Origin of the sequence: Allobosea sp. 67-29, from assembly GCF_001898115.1 — a bacterium.
Taxonomy (GTDB): domain Bacteria; phylum Pseudomonadota; class Alphaproteobacteria; order Rhizobiales; family Beijerinckiaceae; genus Allobosea.
In genome coordinates this window covers 131,704-154,591 of record NZ_MKSQ01000023.1, presented here as the reverse complement: position 1 = coordinate 154,591, position 22,888 = coordinate 131,704, and the positions used below count along the sequence as shown (strand labels likewise).

24 protein-coding genes and 1 other RNA gene (1 of these 25 cut by a window edge) are annotated in these 22,888 nt (G+C 64.0%); 16 read left to right on the top strand and 9 right to left on the bottom strand.

Going from position 1 to position 22,888, the window contains the following annotated elements; all coding sequences use genetic code 11:
• From BGO20_RS17655 to BGO20_RS17605, 11 genes are all read left to right on the top strand, one after another.
• Entirely contained in the window at positions 1–1,437 is a 1,437-nt protein-coding gene (locus BGO20_RS17655) for a multicopper oxidase family protein (RefSeq protein WP_079590989.1), read from the top strand.
• Positions 1,438–1,465: 28 nt separating this feature from the next.
• The gene (locus tag BGO20_RS17650) at positions 1,466–1,948 is read left to right on the top strand and encodes a cupredoxin domain-containing protein (protein ID WP_079590990.1); all 483 of its coding nucleotides are present in this window, start codon (positions 1,466–1,468) and stop codon (positions 1,946–1,948) included.
• 23 nt (positions 1,949–1,971) lie between these two features.
• Positions 1,972–2,250: a copper-binding protein gene (locus BGO20_RS17645; RefSeq protein ID WP_055729933.1), complete on the top strand. Its 279-nt coding sequence runs from the start codon at positions 1,972–1,974 to the stop codon at positions 2,248–2,250.
• Positions 2,251–2,469: 219 nt separating this feature from the next.
• On the top strand, positions 2,470–4,851 hold the full coding sequence (locus BGO20_RS17640; RefSeq protein WP_280174369.1) for a heavy metal translocating P-type ATPase: 2,382 nt from the start codon (positions 2,470–2,472) through the stop codon (positions 4,849–4,851).
• 52 nt (positions 4,852–4,903) lie between these two features.
• Positions 4,904–5,362 carry a hypothetical protein gene (locus tag BGO20_RS17635; RefSeq protein ID WP_139384216.1) on the top strand — a complete coding sequence of 153 codons (459 nt, stop codon included), beginning with the start codon at positions 4,904–4,906 and terminating at the stop codon, positions 5,360–5,362.
• Positions 5,363–5,454: 92 nt separating this feature from the next.
• Positions 5,455–6,456 carry a YVTN family beta-propeller repeat protein gene (locus tag BGO20_RS17630; RefSeq protein WP_139384217.1) on the top strand — a complete coding sequence of 334 codons (1,002 nt, stop codon included), beginning with the start codon at positions 5,455–5,457 and terminating at the stop codon, positions 6,454–6,456.
• Between the two features lie 127 nt (positions 6,457–6,583).
• Positions 6,584–6,817, top strand: a complete 234-nt coding sequence (locus BGO20_RS17625) for a DUF2933 domain-containing protein (RefSeq protein WP_067255018.1) — start codon at positions 6,584–6,586, stop codon at positions 6,815–6,817.
• 170 nt (positions 6,818–6,987) lie between these two features.
• A complete protein-coding gene (locus BGO20_RS17620) occupies positions 6,988–7,665 on the top strand; it encodes a Spy/CpxP family protein refolding chaperone (RefSeq protein ID WP_079590994.1) in 678 nt (225 codons plus the stop codon).
• Between the two features lie 216 nt (positions 7,666–7,881).
• Positions 7,882–8,139 carry a heavy-metal-associated domain-containing protein gene (locus BGO20_RS17615; protein WP_047579395.1) on the top strand — a complete coding sequence of 86 codons (258 nt, stop codon included), beginning with the start codon at positions 7,882–7,884 and terminating at the stop codon, positions 8,137–8,139.
• Between the two features lie 5 nt (positions 8,140–8,144).
• Positions 8,145–8,588, top strand: coding sequence for a DUF411 domain-containing protein (locus BGO20_RS17610; protein WP_079590995.1), 444 nt, complete (start codon positions 8,145–8,147; stop codon positions 8,586–8,588).
• Positions 8,589–8,641: 53 nt separating this feature from the next.
• Entirely contained in the window at positions 8,642–9,106 is a 465-nt protein-coding gene (locus BGO20_RS17605; RefSeq protein WP_291660515.1) for a hypothetical protein, read from the top strand.
• Here BGO20_RS17605 and BGO20_RS17600 read toward each other — a convergent pair.
• The 5 genes from BGO20_RS17600 to BGO20_RS17580 form a co-directional block, all read right to left on the bottom strand.
• On the bottom strand, positions 9,103–10,125 hold the full coding sequence (locus tag BGO20_RS17600) for an IS1595 family transposase (protein ID WP_055730216.1): 1,023 nt from the start codon (positions 10,123–10,125) through the stop codon (positions 9,103–9,105). The two genes, BGO20_RS17605 and BGO20_RS17600, sit on opposite strands and share 4 nt — an antisense overlap.
• A 426-nt stretch (positions 10,126–10,551) precedes the next feature.
• A complete protein-coding gene (locus BGO20_RS17595; protein ID WP_176168534.1) occupies positions 10,552–11,325 on the bottom strand; it encodes an alkylmercury lyase family protein in 774 nt (257 codons plus the stop codon).
• Between the two features lie 29 nt (positions 11,326–11,354).
• Entirely contained in the window at positions 11,355–12,803 is a 1,449-nt protein-coding gene (merA, locus tag BGO20_RS17590) for a mercury(II) reductase (RefSeq protein ID WP_079590996.1), read from the bottom strand.
• A gap of 76 nt (positions 12,804–12,879) precedes the next feature.
• Complete coding sequence (locus BGO20_RS17585; protein ID WP_055730219.1) at positions 12,880–13,185, bottom strand: cation transporter; 306 nt, start codon at positions 13,183–13,185, stop codon at positions 12,880–12,882.
• Positions 13,186–13,196: 11 nt separating this feature from the next.
• Complete coding sequence (locus tag BGO20_RS17580; RefSeq protein WP_055730220.1) at positions 13,197–13,613, bottom strand: mercuric transporter MerT family protein; 417 nt, start codon at positions 13,611–13,613, stop codon at positions 13,197–13,199.
• A 71-nt stretch (positions 13,614–13,684) separates the two neighbouring features.
• Between BGO20_RS17580 and BGO20_RS17575 the strand changes: the two genes are divergently transcribed.
• The gene (locus BGO20_RS17575) at positions 13,685–14,113 is read left to right on the top strand and encodes a MerR family transcriptional regulator (RefSeq protein ID WP_055730221.1); all 429 of its coding nucleotides are present in this window, start codon (positions 13,685–13,687) and stop codon (positions 14,111–14,113) included.
• Between the two features lie 254 nt (positions 14,114–14,367).
• On the opposite strand, the gene BGO20_RS17570 is transcribed toward BGO20_RS17575, so the two are convergent.
• The 4 genes from BGO20_RS17570 to BGO20_RS23630 form a co-directional block, all read right to left on the bottom strand.
• Positions 14,368–16,236, bottom strand: a complete 1,869-nt coding sequence (locus BGO20_RS17570; protein ID WP_291660510.1) for an AAA family ATPase — start codon at positions 16,234–16,236, stop codon at positions 14,368–14,370.
• Complete coding sequence (locus BGO20_RS17565) at positions 16,233–16,736, bottom strand: ABC-three component system middle component 2 (protein ID WP_079590998.1); 504 nt, start codon at positions 16,734–16,736, stop codon at positions 16,233–16,235. Before BGO20_RS17565 ends, BGO20_RS17570 begins: the two co-directional genes overlap by 4 nt.
• Entirely contained in the window at positions 16,724–17,809 is a 1,086-nt protein-coding gene (locus BGO20_RS17560; RefSeq protein ID WP_139384241.1) for an ABC-three component system protein, read from the bottom strand. Before BGO20_RS17560 ends, BGO20_RS17565 begins: the two co-directional genes overlap by 13 nt.
• Positions 17,810–18,085: 276 nt before the next feature.
• Positions 18,086–18,331, bottom strand: a complete 246-nt coding sequence (locus tag BGO20_RS23630; RefSeq protein ID WP_079591000.1) for a helix-turn-helix domain-containing protein — start codon at positions 18,329–18,331, stop codon at positions 18,086–18,088.
• A 171-nt stretch (positions 18,332–18,502) separates the two neighbouring features.
• Between BGO20_RS23630 and BGO20_RS17555 the strand changes: the two genes are divergently transcribed.
• From BGO20_RS17555 to ssrA, 4 genes are all read left to right on the top strand, one after another.
• Positions 18,503–19,198 (top strand): hypothetical protein, encoded by a 696-nt coding sequence (locus BGO20_RS17555; protein WP_079591001.1) that lies wholly within the window; start codon positions 18,503–18,505, stop codon positions 19,196–19,198.
• 415 nt (positions 19,199–19,613) lie between these two features.
• Positions 19,614–21,440 carry an AAA family ATPase gene (locus tag BGO20_RS17550; protein ID WP_176168535.1) on the top strand — a complete coding sequence of 609 codons (1,827 nt, stop codon included), beginning with the start codon at positions 19,614–19,616 and terminating at the stop codon, positions 21,438–21,440.
• A gap of 420 nt (positions 21,441–21,860) precedes the next feature.
• Complete coding sequence (locus BGO20_RS23625) at positions 21,861–22,676, top strand: metallophosphoesterase (protein ID WP_079591003.1); 816 nt, start codon at positions 21,861–21,863, stop codon at positions 22,674–22,676.
• A 28-nt stretch (positions 22,677–22,704) separates the two neighbouring features.
• Positions 22,705–22,888: a transfer-messenger RNA gene (gene ssrA / locus BGO20_RS17540) on the top strand; it runs 155 nt beyond the window's last position.

The following is a 22,888-nucleotide window of genomic DNA, read 5'->3' as shown; positions in this document are numbered from 1 at the left end:
ATGACATCCCTATCCCGCAGAGGCTTCATCGGTTCGTCCGGGCTCGTGTTGGCCGGTGCGACCGCCGTTTCGGGGCGCACCGCCTTCGCGGCGGTGCCCGAGGCCCCGACCATGAAGGACGCGACGACGCAGTCGCCGCTCGTGCCGACCACGGGGCCGGACTACCAGCCGGTCGTTACCCTGAACGGCTGGTCCCTGCCCTGGCGGATGAACGGCGACTGGAAGGAGTTTCATCTCGTCGCCGAGCCGGTGGTGCGAGAGCTCGCCCCGGGCATGAAGGCCCATCTGTGGGGCTACAACGGCCAGTCGCCGGGGCCAACCATCGAGGCGGTCGAAGGCGACAAGGTCCGCATCTACGTCACCAACAAGCTGCCGGAGAACACGGCCGTTCACTGGCACGGCCAGCGCCTGCCCAACGGCATGGACGGCGTCGGCGGGCTGACCCAGCCGCATATCCCGCCGGGCAAGACCTTCGTCTACGAATTCCAGCTCCGGCGCTCCGGCACCTTCATGTACCACCCGCATTCGGACGAGATGGTCCAGATGGCGATGGGCATGATGGGCTTCTTCGTGGTCCATCCGAAGGATCCGGCGTTCCGCCGCGTCGACCGCGACTTCGTCTTCCTGCTCAACGCCTTCGACATCGAGGCCGGGTCCTACGTGCCGAAGGTCAACACCATGACCGACTTCAACATGTGGTGCTGGAACAGCCGGGTCTTCCCCGGCATCGATCCCTTCGTCGTCGGCAAGGACGACAAGGTCCGCATCCGCTTCGGCAACCTGACCATGACCAACCACCCGATCCACATGCACGGCTACGAGTTCAAGGTCTCGGGCACGGATGGCGGCTGGGTCGATCCCGCTGCCGCCTGGCCCGAGGTCTCGATCGACTGCGCCGTCGGCCAGATGCGCGCCTTCGACTTCGTCGCCGACGAGCCGGGCGACTGGGCGATCCATTGCCACAAGTCGCACCACACGATGAACGCCATGGGCCACTCGGTGAAGACCTATATCGGCGTGAACAAGAAGGACCTGGCGAAGCGCATCGCGAAGATCGCGCCGGGCTACATGCCGATGGGGTCGAACGGCATGGGCGAGATGGGTTCGATGGAGATGCCGCTGCCGGACAATACCCTGCCGATGATGACCGGCTTCGCCCAGTTCGGCGCCGTCGAGATGGGCGGCATGTTCTCGGTCGTGAAGGTCCGCGAGGGGCTGGCGAAGAACGACTACAAGGACCCCGGCTGGTTCAAGCACCCCGAAGGAACCGTCGCCTACGAACTCAAGGGCGAGAAGCTGAGCGAGGCGCCGCGCGCAAAATCGCCCGATAGCGGCCTCGATGCGACCGAATGGCGCGTGAAGGATCCGCGTAAGCCGAGCCTCGGACCCGACGGCAAGCCGCGCCCCGCCGCCAAGAGCCCGCATTCCAACCACTGACGCAGAACATTCACTTCCGGAGATAGAGATGAAGACAGCACCGTTCAAATTTGCCGCGATCGGACTTTTGATGTCGGCTGGCGCCGCGTTTGCCGGGCCCGGCGCGGCCGGCCACAGCCATGGCGACGAGGCGGCTTACGGCAAGGCGGGCGATCCCAAGAAACCGGCCCGGATCGTCCAGGTCGTGATGAGCGAGAAGGACGGCAAGATGGCCTTCATCCCCGACCGGATCGAGGTGCGTCGCGGCGAGCAGATTCGCTTCCAGCTTCGCAACAACGGCGAACTCGACCATGAACTCGTGCTGGCCACGCTGGAGGAGAACCTCAAGCATGCCATCGAGATGCAGAAGAACCCCGACATGGAACATGACGATCCGAACGCCAAGCGGCTCGCGCCGAAGAAGACCGGCGAGATCGTCTGGGCCTTCACCAAGGCGGGCGAGTTCGACTTCTCCTGCCTGATCCCCGGCCATCGGGAAGCCGGCATGACCGGCAAGATCATCGTCAAGTAAGCGTCAGAGGAAAGGATCATCCCATGCTGAAGACCACCGCCACCCTCGCATTCCTGATGGTCGCGCTACCGGCTGCCGCCCAGTCGGTCAGCGGCACCGTCACCAAGGTCGACGAGGCTCAGGGCAAGCTCACCATCAACCACGGCGCCATCAAGAACCTCGACATGGACGCCATGACCATGGTGTTCCGGGCTGGCGATCCCGCCATGCTCAAAGGGCTGAAGGCCGGGGACAAGATCAAGTTCGACGCCGACCGCGTCAACGGCCAGATCACGGTCACCAAGCTTCAAAAGGCGAAGTAACCTAAACGGCCGATCCGGGGCGCAGGCATTTCCCGGTTTGCTTGCGCCGGATCGGCCATTCGGGACACCTGGGTGGAGCAAGCCTTGGGGTGGTTCACCGAGGTCGAGATCCGCCTCGATCGCGTCGATGTAGAGGCCCCGGAGGCAAGTACTTGACCTTCCCATCATGGGAATCCTCAACCTTGCGTCAGCTCATCGATGCATATGCGGAGAACCGTCATGACCGACACCCCAACCAGCAAGGGCCATGGCCATCATCATGACCATGGCGCCCATGGGGGACATCATCATGAGCACGAGGGAGAAGCCGGGAAGGTAAAGGACCCGGTCTGCGGGATGACGGTCGACCCGCACGCGACGACGCACCGGGCGCAGTACGGGGGCAAGCCCTATTACTTCTGCTCCTCCGGCTGCCAGTCGAAATTCATGGCGGAGCCCGCCAAATACGTCGAGCCAGCGGCGGCCCGGACGGCGGAACCCGTGCCGGAAGGCACGATCTACACCTGCCCGATGCATCCCCAGATCAGACAGGTGGGACCAGGCTCTTGTCCGATCTGCGGAATGGCGCTCGAACCGGTGCTCGCGACGGCGGAGACCGGCCCCAGCCACGAACTGATCGACATGACGCGCCGGTTCTGGATCGGACTCGCGCTCTCCCTGCCCGTGGTCGTGTTGGAAATGGGCGGTCACCTGACAGGTCTGGGCCACTATGTCGGCCAGCAGACCTCGAACTGGATCCAGATGCTGCTCGCGACACCGGTCGTGCTGTGGGCCGGCTGGCCGTTCTTCGAGCGCGGCTGGCAGTCCCTGGTCTCGCGCAACCTCAACATGTTCACCCTCATCGCCATGGGCACGGGCGTGGCCTGGGTCTACAGCATGGTGGCGACGCTGGCGCCCGGGATCTTCCCGGCTGCGTTCCGAGGTCATGACGGCTCGGTGGCCGTGTACTTCGAAGCGGCCTCCGTCATCACGGTTCTCGTCTTGCTCGGGCAGGTCCTCGAGTTGCGGGCACGGGAGAGCACCAGCGGGGCCATTCGCGCCCTGCTCGACCTCGCGCCCAAGACGGCCCGCAGGATCATGCCCGACGGCACCGAGCAGGAGGTCCAGCTCGACACCGTGCAGGTCGGCGACCGTCTGCGGGTGCGGCCGGGCGAGAAGGTCCCGGTCGACGGCGTCGTCGTCGAGGGACGCAGCGCGGTCGACGAGTCGATGGTCACGGGCGAGTCGATGCCGGTCACCAAGGAAGCGGGGGCCGCGGCCATCGGGGGCACGATGAACCAGTCCGGCGGACTCGTGATCGAGGCGCAGAAGGTTGGGCACGACACGATGTTGTCGCGGATCGTCCAACTGGTGGCGGAGGCCCAGCGCAGCCGCGCCCCGATCCAGCGATTGGCCGATCACGTCTCGGGCTACTTCGTGCCCGCGGTCATCGGCATTGCGGCACTCGCCTTCATCGCGTGGGCGTTCTGGGGTCCGGAGCCGCGGTTCTCCTACGGCCTCGTTGCGGCCGTCGCGGTCCTCATCATCGCCTGTCCGTGCGCGCTTGGTCTCGCCACGCCAATGTCGATCATGGTCGGGGTCGGCCGCGGCGCCCAGGCGGGCGTTCTGATCAAGAATGCCGAGGCCTTGGAACACATGGAGAAGGTCGACACCCTCGTGGTCGACAAGACCGGAACCCTCACGGAGGGCAAGCCATCCGTGACTGCCGTGGTTCCGGCTCCGGGTTTTGACGAAGCCGAAATCCTGCGCCTGTCAGCCAGCGTGGAACGGGCAAGCGAGCATCCGTTGGCGCTGGCCATCGTCGCGGCCGCCGACAAGCAGGGTATCGCCACCGCGCCGGTCGCCGATTTCGACTCGCCCACCGGCAAGGGAGCGCTGGGTACCGTCGAGGGACGGCGCGTCGTGCTCGGCAACGCGGCCTTCCTGACCGAGCATGGCATCGATCCAGCTCGCCTGGCGGAGCAGGCGGACAAGTTGCGCGAGGACGGCGCCACGGTGATCTTCGCCGGAATCGGCGGGAAGGTGGCGGGTGCCATCGCAATTGCGGATCCGGTCAAGAGTTCGACGCCGGAGGCGCTCGCCGGGCTCAGGGCGGAAGGCATCCGGGTCGTGATGCTCACCGGCGACAACTGGACCACCGCGAAGGCGGTCGCCAGGCGGCTCGGAATCGACGAGGTCGAGGCCGAGGTCCTGCCCGACCAGAAGAGTGCCGTGGTCCAGCGTTACAAGGCAGACGGCAGGGTGGTCGCCATGGCGGGCGACGGCGTCAACGACGCGCCGGCGCTGGCGGCGGCGGATGTCGGCATCGCCATGGGCACGGGCACCGACGTGGCGATGGAAAGTGCGGGCGTGACCCTGCTGAAAGGCGACCTCACCGGAATCGTGCGGGCGCGACGGCTGTCGCAGGCCGTGATGCGAAACATCCGCCAGAACCTGTTCTTCGCCTTCATCTACAATGCGCTCGGCGTGCCCGTGGCGGCGGGAGTGCTGTTTCCGTTCTTCGGCATCCTGCTGTCGCCGATCATCGCGGCGGCCGCGATGGCACTGTCGTCGGTCAGCGTGATCGGCAACGCGATCCGCCTGCGCGCGGTACGACTGTAGTTGCCGGGCCGGGCAGTTCCATTGGGAGCCGCCCGGTCCGTCCGACTGTTTGATGCAGCGCAAGGTTTCGGTCCGCCAACCGGGTAGACTTCCTGCAATGAAGAGGCGTCGCAAAAAAGCTCTGTCTCCGCTGATGGCCATGCTCCTCGCGGTCGCCGCGATGGTTCTCGTGGTCGGTCGCATGGCGACGCCTGCCTTTTCGGCGCCCGGTCCTGCCACGCACCTGTCGTTGGTCATGGAGCATGGGCACGTCGACCCGGCGGCGGCCTCCATCCATCACGGCCGTAACGCGGATCAAGACAGCGCCGAGGGAACGGCGGGCGGCCCTTCCTGTGACCAGGATTGTCTCGGCGCTTCCTCGAGCTGCCTCGTCGTTCCCCCGGCGATGATCCGTGCCGGTGCCCCTTTCCCGGGATGGCCCGAAGCCATCTGCCTCCAGCCCGGGAATGACCTGATGCTGGCCGGGGCAATCCCGGAGGTGCGATTCAAACCGCCAAAATCCATCGCGTAACCCAACCGAATCCCGACCCCGCCGCTTCCGTGATGTCGCGGCCTGCGTGGGCACCGGGACCCTGTTCAATTCGAATTCGGAAGGACAATGCGATGTTCGCACGCGGAACCCAGATTGCACTCGCCCTCGTCACATCCCTTGGTGCCGCCAGCGCCCGGGCCGACACGATCGTCGTTGCCAATGAGAACGGGCAGAGCCTCTCAATCATCGACTCGCAGACCTCGAAAACCACCACCGCGGCGATTCCGATCTCGCCGCACAACGTCGACGTCACCGCCGATGGCCGCCTCATCCTGGCGACCGGCATGCCTGCGGCACAGTCCGGCAGCCACGCGGCTCACGGCTCCGCAGGCGGGCAACTCGTTCTCATGGACGTCGCTGGCGACGCGCCCGGCGCGCCGCAGGTCGTGACCGTGGGAGGGCATCCGGCGCATGTCGTTCCCGACGCACAGGGGCATTTCGCCTATCTGACCGACGCCGAAACCAACTCGGTGGTGGTGGTCGACATCCCGGGGCGTAGGGTAACCGGTCGCATCCCCGTGCAGAACTACCCGCATGGACTGCGCCTATCGCCGGACGGAAACCTGCTCGCGGTCGCCAACATGAAGAGCGACACGGTCTCGTTGGTGGATACGCGCAATCCGGAGAAGGCCATGCATATCTCCGTCGGAAAGCGGCCGGTCCAGGTCGCGTTCGACCGGAGCGGCCGCATCCTCGTGGTCTCGCTCAACGGCGAGGACAAGGTCGCCATCATCGACGTCGACACTCGCAAGGTGCTGCGGAAGGCCTCCGTCGGAAACGGACCCGTGCAGGTCTACGTTACGCCGGACGGCAAGGCCGCCCTGGTCGCGAACCAGGGCTCGGCGGCGAAACCGGACAACCGGGTGTCGGTCGTCGCGATCGAGGACGGCAAGCTGATCCGGAACGTGACGGTCGGCAAGGGAGCGCACGGCATCGTCATCGCTCGCGACGGTCGCACGGCCTACGTCACGAACACCTACGCGAACACCATCTCCGCGATCGATCTCGGCAGCCTCTCGGCCGGGAAGTCCTATCCGGTCGGAAAGGGGCCGAACGGCATCGCCGCCCGCTAGGTGTCAGGAAGCGGGAGCAGACCGGGTGGGCGGAACGAGCCTTTCCGGTACCCCGCTTGATTTCGCTCAAGGCGCCGTTCGCAAGCAACGTCCAAGATCGGCACGCTCCGCACCGGGAGAGATCGACATGCCCACCACACCGACTCCTGCCCCCGAGTCGCCACGAACCTGGCGGACCCTGCTGATCAACACGCCCCTGGGTTGGGTCTGCTCGCTCGCGTTGGCCGCTCTCGGCATCTACCTCCTCGCGAACCACGGCGGTCATATCGTGACCGCACTGCCCTACCTCCTGCTGCTGGCCTGCCCCCTGATGCATCTGTTCATGCACGGCGGCCACGGCCACCACGACAAGCGGGAGTGACCGCCCAAGGCCGGGCCGTCTGCGGCCCGGCCGAGAACATTGGGGCCCTTGCGGCCCCGGGACCAATGGCTGCGCCCGACGCAACCTGATCGGCGCTGCCTGCGGCCATTCCGCGAAAGCTGCGCCGACGCCGTTCTTGCCCTTTTTGACCGCTCAAAGGAGACACTGCCATGAAGATGTCCGTTCTCGCGACCGTCCTGGTTACCCTTGCCGGGCCCACGCTGGCCCAGGCGCCGACTTCCAGTGACCCGCACCATCCAGGTAATGCCCCCAAGGCGCAGGCCCAATCCACAGCGCCGGGAAAACCTCAGGCGATGCCCGGCCAATCCGGAATGCCGATGCCCATGGGCCAGATGATGCAGGGTCAAGGCATGCCCGGCGGCAGCCAAGGGATGATGGGCCAATTCTCGACCGAGGATATGAGTGCCTTCGCCGAAGCCCATATCGCGTCCATCCATGCCGGGCTGAGGCTGACCGCCGACCAGGAAAAGCTATGGCCCCCTGTCGAAACCGCGCTCCGGAATCTGGCGACCCTTCACCTCAGCCATATGCAGGCCATGCGCCAGACAGGAGGGACGACGGCAAACGATCCGGTGAGCATGCTGCGCACCATGGCCGATCATATGAGCCAGGGATCCGACGCCATGCGCAAACTCGCGGACGCTGCCGCGCCGCTCCACGCGACCCTCGACGAGGCCCAGAAGCGGCGGCTGCCGGTCCTCGTCCGGATGGGCAGCCGAGGCATGATGGGGCAAGGCATGATGGGGCGGGGAATGATGGGACCCGGCGGTGCCATGATGCCCGGCGGATCCGATGGTGCTGACGACGACACCCCGAACAAGCACTGATGCGCCAGCCCGGATGGAGCCTGGCTCGCAACGAGGTCAGTCCTGCTCCGAACCAATGAAAACGGGCGGACACGGGGTTGTCCGCCTTCGCAAGAGCGCCCTCGAAAGGTACGTGCCGTCGCGACATCGGCGCGTCGTGATGAAACGCCACTTGACCTTACCATCATGGGAAGGTGCAGACTGCTCTCATCGTCGATGAGAAACGGAGATCATTCCATGTGCGGATGCAACAACCACTCCTCCCGGCCGGACCAGGCGGCCGAACGTGATCCGAATGCCCTGACCTTGCGGGTCGAGGACATGACCTGCGGTCACTGCGCTGGCACGATCAAGAACGCGATCGAGACGGGCCTGCCCGGCACGCAGGTCGAAGCCGATCCGGCTTCCAAGTTGGTGTCCGTCCGCGGGAGCAGCGACCTGGCATCCATCAAGGCTCTGGTCGCCAAGGCCGGTTATACCCCGGTCGCAGCCTGAAGGAGATGCTCATGCTCAACCGCCGCAGCTTCCTCGCCGTTCTCGGAACCTCTGGCGCCGCGATGATGGCCGAACGAGCCTTTGCGCAGGCCACCCTGCCGAAGATGATCGTGACCAAGGATCCGAACTGCGGCTGCTGCGGTGGCTGGGTGGAGCACATGAAGGCCGCCGGCTTCCCCGTCGAGGTCATCACATCCTCGGATGTCGACCAGGTGAAGCTCCGCCTCGGCGTGCCGGACGACCTTGCCTCCTGCCACACGGCGGAGGTGTCCGGTTACGTGGTCGAGGGTCATGTGCCGGCTGACGCCGTCAAGCGCCTCCTGGCCGAGAAGCCACAGGCTCGGGGCCTCGCCGTTCCGGGAATGCCGATGGGTTCTCCCGGCATGGAGGTCGCCGGCAAGGCGCCGGAGAGCTACGAGGTCGTCCTGTTCGGATCGTCGCGGCATTAGGTAGCAAAAACCACCAGATCTGATCCCGGTTCTTTGGTAGCTTCCGGCTCCTTTTGACGGAGCGGGAGCAGGTGAGAGTTGACGAGGAACTGAAGCGGAAGCGCGCCGAGCTGCTCGGCGAGGTCGAGGAATTGAAGGCCAGGATTCAGGCGATCGATGGACAGGTCTCGGCGATCGACCAGGTGATCGCGATCTACGATCCGGCCCACGTACCGCGGGGGTCCGCGGCAACGAAGCCGCAGCGGCCGAGGGCAGCCCAACAGCTCCCTCCCGAATTCGCACGGATCAACAAGAACGAGGCCATCCTCGAGGTACTCCGCGAGGCGGAGCAACCGCTTTCAACAGCGGACTGCACCTCCCGGATCGCAGAGCGCAACGGTGCAGACGCGGACGATCCGTCCATGCCGCGTTTCCTGACGCAGGTGTCCGCTGCTCTGATCGCCCTCACCAAGCGCGGCCGCGTGCGCCAAGCGGGCACCGTCGATGGCCGAAAGCATCTCTGGGAGATCGCGGCCTAGGCCGCGGCACTGCCTTCCCAGATCAGGTCAGGCGGCTTGTTGCCCTGCCAGTAGCCGCACAGGGACCGCGACGTCGGCCGCTTCAGCGCCTGCCCGAGCAGGGAACGCGTTAGCCCGCCATTGCTCGTGCGCCTCATATCCTCGCGCCAGGCGATGTCGGCCGCGTACCAGTCGAGATATCGCGTCGAGAAGCGGTGGTGGATGCCGACATAGGCCCGCTGGATGCGGCTGAAGAAGCTCTCGACGACGTTGGTGTTCGTGCCGTCCTCCGAGGAATACGCCTCGGAGTGGTTCACCCGGCCCATGCGGTTCAGACCCACGACATCGTTGTAGCTCCCGTGCTCGTCGGCGAAGACCTTCGCGTTCCGGGAGACGTGATCCCGAACCGCGGCCCATGCCGCATCACCGTCCTCCTCGCGAATGACCCGGGTGAAGGTTCGGCCGGACACGCCCCGCTGCCGGATCGCGAGGATGCAGAGGCGGTCGGGGCTCCGGTTCTCCTTCAGGCGTCGGTCGACACGATCCTCCGCTCGATTTTCCGGTCTCACATGCCCGCCCGCATATTTGCCGTCGATCTCGACCTCGCCGTCGAGCACCATCTCGTCGCGGCGCGACGCCACGGTCTCGCGGAGCTTCATCAGGAGCACCCAGGCCGTCTTGTACTGCACGCCGAGCTCGCGGGAGAGCTGGAGGGCAGCCTTGCCCTTGACGGAGTTGGCGACGAACCAGATCGCGAAGAGCATCTTCTTGAACGGCAGCTTGCGCCAGGCGAACGCCGTTCCGGACGTCACCGTGAAGACGGAGCCGCATTCCTTGGCGGAGCACTTGAAACGACTCCGGGTCATCTCGTAGCAGCGCAGGTTGCCGCAATGCGGGCAGTAGGCCTCGCCGTCCGTCTCAGGCCAGCGGGCCTGCCGGAACCACTTGTAGGCTGTCCTCTCCTGGATGCGGGAGAGTTCGGTGACCGTCAGGTCGCGGACCTTGGGCGAAAGCAGGAAGTGCTGGCCGGACCTCTCCATGGCTCAGCGCTCCCCTCGATGCGAGGGAGAGCGGTATTTCCCAGCCCCCGGCGAAGGCAGGGAAGCTGAAACCAATGGTGATGAGCGGCATGGTCATGCTCGGAGTCCGGTCCGGTATTGGGATTGTCATGGTCGAAACAGCGGGAACGGTCGACAGCCCGGGAAGGCCTCGCGGTTCAGGTCAGTGCTGTCATATGAGCCGATGCATGATCGGAGCTCATGGCAGGACGAGCGCTCGGAGTCGATCGCGACGCTGGTGAGAGGTTAACCGACCGCTACTTGCTGCCGACGGCGGCTTCCAGCGGACTTAGCACGATGCGAGTCTGTCGGATGTGAACTGGCATCTCGCCCGTGTGGCGCGCCCGGATCGGTTTCCTCACGGCCGCCGGCGCGGGCACCTCGTGGCCCGCATGATGCCGCTCCCCCTCACACGACCGCCGGCACGGGTTCGCTGAGGACCGGCCCGAAGATCGCGCGGCCGAGCTCCAGAGCCTCGCTCATGTCCAGACGGGCTCCGGTGCGCTGGACCGCCTGGCTGTCGAGCCAGCGTTTCAGGTGCCCGTCGGAGCAGAAGAATGCGATCGCCGGGCAGCATGAGACTGCCGCGCTGTCGGTGTAGGCAAGGTCGTACCAGACGACCGCCCCGGGATGGGACAGGCTCCGCAGTGCTCTGCCCGTATCCGCTGTCGTGACGCGGATCGTCTCGCCACAGGAGCGGCACGGCGACTCGACCGTGACGTCGGTGCGGTACATCGCGGCGACGCCGAGGGCGTCGATGGCGCACAGGGCATTCAGCACATGCCCATTGAGTTCGACCCGGTGTCCGGTCGCATGCTCGGTGAACGGATAGGCCAGCCAGATGGCGTCCGATCCCGCCTTGAGGCCAACGAGGTCCCGCAGTTGCAGCTTGCGGAGCAGCGCGGAGACGCGGCTTCCGTCGATCCCCGCCGCGGCGGCGATTTCGTCGACGTTTGGAGGCCGCCCCTGGGCCGCGTAGAGCCGCAGGACGGTCCGCCAGACGATGTCCTCGCTGACCTCAAGCGCGTGTGACCACATGTCGAGCAGGCCCGAACGGGCCGCCGAGCGTCCGGCGAGGGCCTGTCGGGCGGCCGGCGTGGTCACGGCCGACCAGTCCGGGCGCCGCACGCCCGGCCGGATCTCCGCGGCAACCTCTCGTGTGGGGTTCACGGTGCTGTTCATGGCTCGATCCTCCATGGGGTGGTCAGGCGCTATCCTGCGCAGCAGGACAGCATCTTGACGTCCTTGTCGAAGGTCTGGGCGGCGAGCTTGAGCCCCTCGACGGTGGTCAGATACGGGAAGATCGTCTCAGCCAGGGCGTCGATTGTGAGCCCGCCCCGGATCGCCATGGCCGCCGTCTGGATGCTGTCCGCGCCTTCGGGGGCCAGGATGTGCGCCCCGAGCAGCTTGCGGGTTCCACGGTCCGCCACGAGTTTGATCAGGCCCCGCGTGTCGCGGGCGGCGAGGGCGCGCGGGACGTTGTCGAGGGCGAGCACCGAGGTCCGCACGTCATGTCCGGCGGCGCGGGCCTGCGCTTCGGTCAGCCCGACGCTGCCGACCTGCGGATCGGTGAAGACCACCGCCGGCATGGCCGAATTGTCATAGCGGAGGCTGTCGCCGTTGAGCGCGTTCCTCGCCGCGAGCTTCGCGCCGTAGGCGGCCATGTAGACGAACTGGTCCTTGCCCGTGACGTCACCCGCCGCGTAGACGCCGGCCCTGGTGGTGCGCATGCGGTCGTCGACAAGGATGGCGCCCATGGGGGTCTGGGCGATGCCCGTCTCCGCCAGGCCAAGGCCTTCGGTGTTGGGGGCGCGGCCGGTCGCGACCAGGATGCGCTCGGCGCCGATGGTTTGCGGTTGCCCGTCCCTGAGGACGGTGAGGGCGATCCCCTCCTCCGTCCTGCGAACGGAATCATAGGTCAGGTCGCCCATGACCGTGATGCCCTCGTCGGTGAGATAGCCGGCGAGCGCCGCTCCGATCTCGGGCTCGGCCTCCGGCAGGAGGCGGCTGCGGAAGACCAGTGTCACGTCCACTCCGGCACGGGCGAAGGTCTGCGCGAGCTCGGCCCCGACGTAGCCGCCGCCGACCACGATCATGGAGCGGGGCAACTCGGTCAGGGCCAGCGCCGTCGTGCTGTCAAGCGCGGACACGTCCGCGATGCCCGGGATGGCCGGCAGGGCCGGCCGCGTCCCGGTCGCGATGATGATGCGGTCCGAGACGAGGCGCTTGCCGCCGGCCTGCACGCCCCCGTCAACGAGGCGCGCCTGGCCTTCGTGATAGGCCACGTTGTTGTAGGCCGGCAGGAGGTCGACGTACTTGGCCTGGCGCAGGCTCGCGACAAGGTCGTCCTTTTGGGCAACCAGCGCCTGCCAGTCGGCCACCCGCGCGTTGCCGTCGATCCCGGCAAAGCGGGAGGCCGCGTTGGCGTGGTGCACCGCCTCGGTGGCCCGGATCAGGGCCTTGGAGGGCACGCAGCCGACGTTGACGCAGGTGCCGCCCATTGTGCCGTGGCCGACAAGGGCAACCTGTGCCCCCTGTTCGGCGGCCGTGATGGCGGCGGAAAACCCGGCCGACCCAGCCCCGATGACCACCAGATCGTAGCGGTCCTTGCCGTTCTTCGCGCCCGTGCCGCAGCAGTCACTCATGGTCTCAACTTTCATGTGTTCCCGTCCGGCTCGCAGCAGCGGGCGGTCGGGGAGGAAGACCTCTTGCCGGTTTTGGTGAGGGCGTGGTGGTTCAAGAGGAACTCTTCCCGTCCTTCACGGTCGACGGATAGCCAGCGTTGGTCGTCGCCTGGGTCAGCGCCTCGGGCGTGACCTTCCCATCGTCAAAGGTGACGGTCGCCGTCGCCATGCCGCTGTCCTCGACCACCGTGACCTGGCTGACGCCCGGGATGCGGGAGAGCACCCTCTTCACGATCGGGGCGCAGGTGGCGCAGCTCACGTTCTCGACGTTGAGCGTGACGGTGCGCGGTGCGGCCATGGCCCCACCCGCGAGCATCAGGGCCGAGGCGGTCAGGGCAATACGAAACAGGGTCTTCATCTCAGGTCTCCTCAGAGGGTGATCAGCAGCGGGGCGGTATAGGGGAAGGTGACGGCCGCCAGGACGAGCGCGGCGGCCGCCCAGAGGCCGATCTTGGCGATGCGGCTCGATCCCGGCCGCGCGCAGGAGCCTCCGGGCGCACAGGCGGCCTTGGGTTGGCGATAGACCCGCCAGAAGCCAAAGGTCAGGAAGGCCACCGCCACGGCCACGAAGACCGGCTGGTAGGGCGCCATTGCGGTCAGGTTGCCGATCCATGCCCCGCTCGCTCCAAGGCCGAAGAGCACGAGGGGCAGGATGCAGCAGGACGAGGCCCCGAGTGCGGCAAGAATGCCTCCGGCCGCCAGCAGGCCTTGGCTGGCTCTTGCGGAGGTCGCGCCCTCCTGCCGGCTTGCCAGCCCGCTTGGCTCAGCACGGGTCAATTCACCCATCGAACAATCTCCTTTACGTCGATGGAGCGACCGTGCATCCTGTAGTGGCTACAGGAGCAAGGGCATTTTCGATGGACGCGATCACGCATTCGCGAGGCGGGACGCTCCCCATCGGCGAGCTGTCACGGCTCACCGGGGTGAACATCGAGACCATCCGCTACTACGAGAAGGTCGGGATGCTGCCCGCGCCGCCCCGCACCGAGGGGGGTCGCAGGGTCTACGACCGGCACCATCTGCGCGTGCTGGCCTTTATCCGGCGCGGCCGCGAGCTCGGATTCACCCCGGACGAGATCAAGGCGCTTCTGGCGCTCGGCGGCCCGGAGCGCGCCCCGTGCGGCGAGGTTCGCGAGATCGCCACGAAGCACCTGGACGATATCCGGGCAAAGATCGCCGACCTCAGCAAACTCGAACGATTGCTTGGGCAGACCATCGACCGCTGCGAAGGCGGCACCGCGCCCGAATGCCCAGTGCTCGACATTCTCTCGCCTGAGCCGAGCTAACGCTAGTGGCTCTCACGCACTATGCGAAGGCCTCGGGAGGCTGCCGGGGGCGTCCACGCGTCATCGAAATTCTTGAACCGAGGAGCCTGAAACCTCTCGGATTCAGGTACTTACCGAACCCTCAGTGGTCTTTGCTACCTAATGCCGGATCGTCGGGCCGGACAAGCTTCGCGCGCTACCGCGGCGTCAACCGCGCCTGATCCCTGGCGACGCCCTTGCTCGGGTTGCTGCGCTGGCGGCTGCGAGCCTGCATCCTAGGTTGGCGGCGCGGGCTCGATAGGAAAGAATCCATAGCGACCCACGCCTTCGATCTTGGTGAATTTTACCGATTGCAAAGAGGCCTGAATCTCCGCGGGAGGATCAGTATTTTCAACGACGAGCACCTGCCTGTCGGCCTGTAGCTTCGCTAGGAATTCGAAGAAATGCGAATTCAGATCGGAGCCTCTTAGATCGTCGCCGTCTCCCTCTGGCTCCCTGTAGGACAGCAAGGGAGAGTCGAGAACGATGAATCCCGGATGCGGGGTTTCAAACTGTCGACAGTACTGGAGAAGGCTGACCGTGAATGCTGCCTGGGTGATGGCGCGAAGCCCCTTACCGAACGAGGTCCTATTCTTGCCGTTGATGACAAGGTCCCGCGTCTTGGAATCGAAATGGACGCGATCGATTTCAGGGAAATGCCAAGCTTTCAGGGTGGACAGGACGATGCCGGCGAACTTGTCAGCGGTCGAGCTCGGCAAGTCGACATCGCTGAGGCTGTTGCCACCGTTGCCGGATACTTCGCCCTCGCGTTCCAGCGCGGCCTTGCGCTGCTCAAGGTCCGATAGACCGCGGTGTATCGCGAGCGCTTCGCGCACCTCGCCATCCTTGTCGGCCAACTGCCTGTAGGCTGTTCTAAGCTGGCGCAAATTGGGCGCAACGACTCGGTCGATCTCGCCGGATACGGTATCAAGCTGCTCTTCGAGCATCGGAAGGCGCCGCTCGAAGCTCACAGCTTCCTTCCGCAATGTCGCAATCGTCTGTGTCAGCTCCGTTTGGCGTATTTCGATTTTGCGGATTTCGGACTGTGCGGCTGCGACTGCCTTCTCGACATCGAAATCGCATTCGGCTTTGCGATGATGTTCAGGTGCCGAACCGCAGAATGGGCAGGTGCCGGTGCCGAGCGCGCCGAAAAGGCTGCCCGCTTCCTCGATACCGCGTAACCTTTCCTTGTCGGAACTGTAGTGCGCGTCGAGCAATGTGAAACGTTCTAGAAGCGCCGTGATCTCAGTTAGCCGATCCCTTCCTTCTTCGACCCGGCGTGCGATGTCCCTGCGGCGCGTGGCGGCGTCTCTGAATGCGGTTTCCGAGACGGCGAGAAGTTCTCCTTGAGATCGCATGGACTCGCCGAGGCGTTCTCGCTGGGCTTCCAGTTCGTCCGGTGGTCCAGCCAACTCTTTGACCTGGCGGCGGTGGCTTTCGATCAATTGATCGAGCAAGTCGAGTTGGGCGCTGCGGCTTTGTTCTTCCGGGCTGCGCGGCTGTGCGGTCGCAAGTGCAGAATCGTCGACGCCGGTCAGCAGCAGTTTGAAGACTGAGGTATTGGTCGTGTCGGCCGTATAATTGCCATCGGATAGTGGCGAGCGCTGCTGGATAATCTCTTCCTCGTTGATGATAACGAGGCGGGCAAGATTGCGGAAGCTAAGGCTGTTGGTGTCGCCGCGCTTGTTCCGTCTTACCCGTTTATGAGCGAGATCGAGCTTTGCTAGCAGATAGGCCGAGAGGTTTTCCTCGTTGCGGTCGCTATGGGTGTCGGCGAGCGGCGTGCCTTCACCCTCGGGGAGGGTGTCAGAATAGAGACCTTGGAAAAGACGAAAAGCGTTACCCTCCGTGCTTCTAAGCAACGTGAACTGATGGCCGTCCAGCGTTTCCATCGCGAGGAGGATCTTATCATAACCGACCCGCTCCGGGATGTCGCGCAGAGGTCCCTTGCCGCCGAGCATGAAATCTATTGCGTCGGCGATGAAAGACTTGCCGGTGTTCGATGCGCCGTGGATGACGTTGAGGCCAGGTCCGAAGGGTATCGTAGCGAATTTGCGCGCCGGCCCGTGAAAGCTGAGACTGCGCAGCCGTAAGCCTTTCCTCATGCGTACGCACCGAGGCTGCGTTCGACGTTCTGAAACTCCACGACCCACCTATCGAAGAATTTGCGCATCACCCCCTCGAGCGCGGAATCGGTGTAGTCAGCAAGATGGTAGACAAGCCAGTCGGCGCGGTCCTTCAGCGCCGCGAGATAGGGCGTGCGCAATGAATCGAGAAACATCGCCGCGCCCTCGCCGGCGCGGTAGGAGATACCGTTCTCGTCGACGATTCGTGCGACCAATTCGCGCGTCATCATCAGATGCAGCGCATCCTGGACCACGCGTCGGCGGACTTCTGTGGCGGGCGTCTGAATTGGTGTCGCCGGATGAAGGTCATCGGGTCCGCCCAATTGATGCGTTCGAACGAGCAGATAGTCGAACGCCGTCAGCCGCTGAATGTCATAGGCGCGCGGAAACGCGGAGCCCAGAACAGCGACTGCACGGACACCGGCCTCGAGAGGGCCGTTGAACGTCAACGAAAACTGGTCGCGCGCTACTTCGTCCATCTTAGACGGTCTTCATTGGCAAGCTGATGGCAGATGCCGCGCTTGTCTTTCACCAGCGCACTCGCACCCAGCGGATGGGCGTCGAGTGGCACGTTCTGCGCCGCCTGAGTTACAGCCTTGACGCGCTCAAACCCGTCAGCGTGATCGCCATCGGCGGTGTCCGCTACACCATGGTAGATCTCATCCTGCAAGCCCTCGAACGCGCCGGGCTCCACTTTGTCCCGAACAAAAATGCGTAGAGCTTCTGCGTGGAAGTAGCACTCGCGCTGCCGCTTGAAATGATCTTCGAGCGGTTTCCACGCCTTCAGCCCGGCGACATCGGGAACTTCTGCCTTGATGTGTTCGGAATAGGCCGCCAGCAGACGAGCGACATAGACGCTCTCGTGAGTTCCCAGATCGGTTGGCGGCGCGCCGACGACGGGGCGCGGCGGCAGACCGCCGCCGAAGCGCGTAATGAAATAGGGCGTAGCGCGATGTTGCTCGATGACTTCGCGCGGCGACATGGGCTGGAAGATCGAGAAGTCGAAGGCGTCAACATACTCGGCGAACTTGCCGTCGAGGGTTACGAGCTGCGTTGCCGTGATCTTATTTGCGACGGCTTTCGGCCAGGCTTCGATCAAAGCCGCCTTCAACGCGGAAGCATTCGTCAGATACTGGGTGAGCGTCGTGCCCGTCCCGCGCGGGGCGACGAAATAGTAGGCGCGCGGCGGCGTAAAAACGCCGCAAAACGAATACCACAGCATCTTGCCAACTTCGGGCCAGGCGGTGCCCGGCGTGATGGCGTCGCGGTAGTGCTTGCACTGGTAATTGTCCCAGATGCCTTGCAGGTAATTCTTGTCGGCGAAGCCCGCCACGTCGATGCCGTGGTCATTGGCACCGGTGTAACGCAGGACCTTTTCATATTTCGTTTTGAGAGATGACACCCATTCGTCGACGAATGCCTCCCATTGAGACGGATCGTATGTGACGATGCGGACCAGAGGTTCGATCGGCGGCCCGCTCTGGACGTGCGCAGGCGAGAGCATGGTAGAGCTCGATGGCGGCGACGCAATCTCGGCAAAATAATCTGCCACGCCGTCCTTCAGTGGGACGGCAGTGTCGCGGTTCGCAGTCAAATGTTTGCCCCCCCGTTGTCATAAGGAGCCGCCCGCAAAGCACTGTCAATAACAGTCCCCTCAGCCACAAGGACAATACCCAAGTATAGCGGCACTCGGGTTTACGCAGTGCCGCCGGAACCGCACATGCCAGCCTCAATGGCTGATCTCGGCTGCAAAGGAAAGTTGCCCACCTCAGTCGAGAGTTTCCAGACCTGATATGGCTCCTATGCCCAGTCTACGTGGGAGACGCCTCTATCCCTGGTAGTCCACGGGAAAACGAATGCTTGGCCCGACAGCCCCGTCGCCAGTGAGAAACCTCACTCCGTAATTTTCCAAAACTTTCCGGACGGAATCGGCCACTTTCACGCTGACGGACAATGACCCCGCCTCCAGTCGGCTCAGGGAAGCGCGACTGATTCCCGCTTCCTCAGCGACCTCGTCGGGATTCAATCCCATGCCAACGCGGGCTGCCTTCAAAATCCGTCCGGAAGGAAACATTTCGTTGAAAAAGCACAGGAAGAGCCCGGAATCCACCTTGTCAACAATTTGTCTATAAGGACAAAATTTGCTCTTAAATGACGAAAATTTGTCTTTTTAGCTGGATCTCGGATTTGACCACTGATAGCTTCCTTCCGAATCGGAAGCGTTAAGGATTCGAAAGGAAGCGAGATGGAGGTTTTCCTGATCAGCGGCTCGAACGCGAATTCCATCAGAACCAACACGAGCCTTCTGATGGCTTTCGGATTGAAATTGCTCGGCCTGGAGACGGTTCATATCCAGCTTACGGGCAGGGATGAGCGGCCAGTCCTAACGGGCGAGATGCCTGCGCCGTTCGCGACCGCTTGGTTCCCGGCAACCGAACGTCCGCCAAGCTCGGCGGCGATCTGGGACTGGATCAGACAATCCGCAACGGCGGAGGCGGTCGTCGTCGACCTCCCGGTATCCGCGTTTGACCATGGCTGGATCGCCGACCCCGCATTTCGAATCCTCTTGCCGATGGCCACCGGCGCTGCCGAAGCTGAACGAACCGCTCGCGACTTCCACGCAATCGCAGCCTCACTCGTGTCACCCGATTTGGTCCTTCCGTGGATACTGCCGGTGGGCTGGCCGCCGGCCATGGAGCCCTCGGATTTCGAACCGGTACTCAATCGCGCCATGAGCCGATCTGGGCTTCTCGCGCCGTCGAGCGATCGTGTGATCCAGCCGGGTGGGATCTCGACGTTTGAAATCAGGTCAGCGCCACCCGTCGTGGACGGCCGAATATCCTTGTCGCCGAGGCTGGCCACTGCGACGGAGGGGATTGCCTATGCGATGCTGAAGGCGACGGGCAGCTCGTTGCTGCCCGTTCCGAACGATGCGTTCTAGCCGAACCCGGTCGGTCACGCCGCCCCCGGGCAAGCGATCCAAACTAGTGATTGCCGGCCGAAACGTACCAGCCCTAAGATCGTTCATCGCCGTTGCGAGCGAGATCATCAAGTGGCTCGAATCCATGCGGATTCGAGGTCCGGTGACGGCTGCGAATTCCATCCCAAATGTCGCGAGGCGCGGTGCGGTGGATTCGGCTGAGCAATTTCCAAGATCGGCCGCGAGCCCTCCCAGGATATCTCGTCGTCACGAGGGGCCCGATACCGACTGGCTCGAAGAGGAGTTCCCAATGGATCGGAGGTCCACTGCGCTCCGGGAGCGGTTTCCGGTAACCAGGAAGTTGGGTCGATTCCTAGCCTACTGCACCGTCATCCGCGACTGCCGACGCTATCCGCAACTGCGTTGTGGTGAGCCGGTGTCGCTCGTCCTGATCATGCCGGAAGACGTCGATGTCGACGACTACAGGCAGGCGGTTCATCTTGCATCGTTGCGATCCCGTCGGACCATTCGGTTGGGCTCGAACACGGCTGCGAAGATCGTCGTAGCCGAGGAGAACTGGAGCAAAGGCTCAAAGGATCCGGCCGGCGTCGGGCTTTTGAAAGAGGACCGCTGGGTTGTCTTGGCTGCGGACACGGCCCAGTTGCCGGCGATGGTTCTCGCGGCGGTCGATGGCATCATCCATCTCGCAGCACCGGAGCCTCGCCATTTCATCGCTGCGGGCAAGATCTGCCTTGGCCAAAGCGTGAGCGAGGAACAGGCCCACGAGCTTGCATCGATGCCGCTCGCGGTGATCAGCACCATACTTCGACGCGGGCGCCCTGTTTCGCAGTCGCTCGAGCGCATGCGGAAGGCGATGGAGAAGCCGCCACCGGTCGAGGTGCGCCAACTCCGGATCGAGCATCTTCACGGACTCGGCGAGGCGGGAAGCTGGGCGCGAGAGCTCGCCATCGACTTGAAGGATTGGCGTGACGGAAAGATCGGCTGGGATGACGTGGATCAGGGTGTCCTCGTGAGCGGGGCACCCGGAACAGGCAAAACTACCTTCGCAAAGGCGTTGGCAACCACCTGCGCAGTCAATTTGGTTGTGGGATCGCTTGCGCGCTGGCAGGCGCGCGGCCACCTCGGGGACTTGCTCAAGGCCATGCGGGCGACGTTCGACGAAGCACGCCGCCGATCGCCTTGCATTCTGTTCATCGACGAAGTCGACGCCCTCGGCGACCGGGAGACGTTCAGGGGCGAGAATGCGCAGTACAACATCGAGGTGGTCGCTGGCCTGCTCGAATGTTTGGATGGCATCGAGCAGCGGGAAGGTGTCGTCGTCGTAGGCGCTTGCAACTATCCGGAACGGCTCGATGCTGCTCTCGTACGGCCCGGCCGGTTTGACCGTCACGTCCAGATTCCACTCCCGGATGCAGGCGCCCGTGAAGGCATCGTTCGCTGGCATCTCGATAACGCACTCGTCGGCGAGAATTTATCGTTTATCGCTGCGCGGACAGAAGGCTGGAGCGGCGCTGCACTGGAGCGACTTGTCCGTGACGCCCGCCGACTGGCTCGCCGCGCGCGCAGGGCCATCGCGATCGAGGATCTCACGGCCTCGCTTCCGCCGACGATTGCGATCCCGGAGCAGTTGATGCGCCGCACGGCCGTCCACGAGGCTGGACATGCCACCGTGGCAATCGCGCTCGGGAGGCGGTTTGAGTCCGTGGAGATTCGCGACGTCGTCGAACCAGCCTTGTCTGTCCAGCCCTTGGGTGGCGTCTTGGTCGGTCCGAGGGCCGTTGTCGACACGACGGCCCAGAGCCTTCTCGACGAGATCTGCTTTTTGCTCGGTGGCACGGCCGCGGAGGATGTCTTCCTGGGCAGCAGGTCGATTGGAGGTGGGGGGACGCGCGGCAGCGACCTTCACCTCGCTACCCTGACCGCGCTCCGGCTCGAAACATCCTACGGCCTTGGTCAAGGCCTCGCCTTCTTGGCAGCGGACGGGGAGGCCGATCTCTGGCGAACACTGCACATGTCGCCAACCGTTCGCGAGCGGATCGAGGGCATCCTGGCCGAGCAAATGACCCGGGCGCGTTCAATCATTCAACATCACAGGATCGGGACGAAGCAGGTCGCGAACGAGCTCCTCAAAGAGAGGAAGATCGGGTTCGCGCCCATTGTCGCCTTGATCTCGAATTCAGAGCCCCTCGAGCTCACGGCCGACCATGAATCGGCTGCCTGGGAAATCGTCCAACCCATGTGAGGTCACCATGCGAGAGCAGGATATTCAACGCATTCGCGCAACCGCCTGGGCTGCCGGACAGCCGAAAGCGGCATTGATCGATGTGCTCGCCGAGGTCACCCAGCCCTCCGTGAGGGCAGAATTTGAACGTGCACCGCACGCTCTAGAAGGCGAGGTAGGCAGTCGAGGCCTATCGAGAGCTGCCGACCATGACGGGCAGCCGGTGGTCGTGATCTCCCTGGAGGAGCTGGCTGAATTGCTCGAAGCCGTCGCGAAACCGCTCTCATTCGGAGAAGCAATGACCGCAATAGCGTTCGAAACGGCTTTGAGACCTCAACCGAAGACGCCACGGGGAAATCGACGGAATCCGACGAGATAGCTCTCCTGCCCGAACAGCAACAGCAGCTCGATTTTCATTTTCTCCGGGACATTGGAGTATGCATGCGGCTCTTGGTGCTGTCTGATATCCATCGCGAGTTCGGCCCGTTTGAGCTTCCGCATGACATCGGAGAGTTCGATGTCGCGGTGTTCGCGGGCGATATTGACCGCCCGATCGCGAGCTCGATCGATTGGATCGACCTTCAAAGGCGAGGCCCTCTGAGAGAGCGGCCCGTCGTCTTTGTCCCCGGAAACCACGAGTTCTATGGAACTGAGATTATTTCCTCTTTGGAGGATGCCAGAAGCCGAGCGAAAACGGCGGGCATCCATCTGTTGGCCCCCGGAATGACCGTGATAGCAGGCACGCGGTTCGTCGGCGCTACCTTATGGACGGACTACAAGCTCCTTGGAGATCCGAGGCTAGCCTGTCACGCCGCCCAGGACGGGATGAACGACCATCGACGGATCAAGATCACCGAAGGCAGGAGGCGCATGCCGTTTCGGCCAGCTCACGCACTATCGATGCATCGGCGGGACCTGGCCCACATCACCGGCGTTCTCGGGAAGCCGTTTGCTGGGCCAACGGTGGTGGTGACGCATCACGCGCCGCATCCAAAATCTGTCCAACCGCGATATCGGGGTGATCCGCTTTCTCCCGCATTCGCGTCCGACCTCGGAGAGATCATTGAACGCTTTCGGCCGGAGCTCTGGATTCACGGTCACGATCATGGCTCGCATAACTACCTCGTCGGGACGACACAGATCGTATCAAATCAGGCCGGATACCCCCAGGGAGGAGGGAAACGCGAGAACCCCTTATTCAATCCTTGCCTGACAGTTGAAGTGACCGCGCTTTGTGGAGGGTGCACCCGCCAATAGCTCCGGATCGAGGACATCCGCCCCTTTGCAGCTTGAAGCCAATGTCTTGGTCACCTATATTCGGGTTGCCGCTTCAACGGCTACGACAGTAGACGGTTGAACATGATAGGCGTTCGGACATGGGTGCGATTCCCATCGCCTCCACCTAAGCCCTGCGGGCACTCAGGGTTTTGGCGGGGGCGAATTAGGTTCGACGGGCGCTGAAGAGTTCA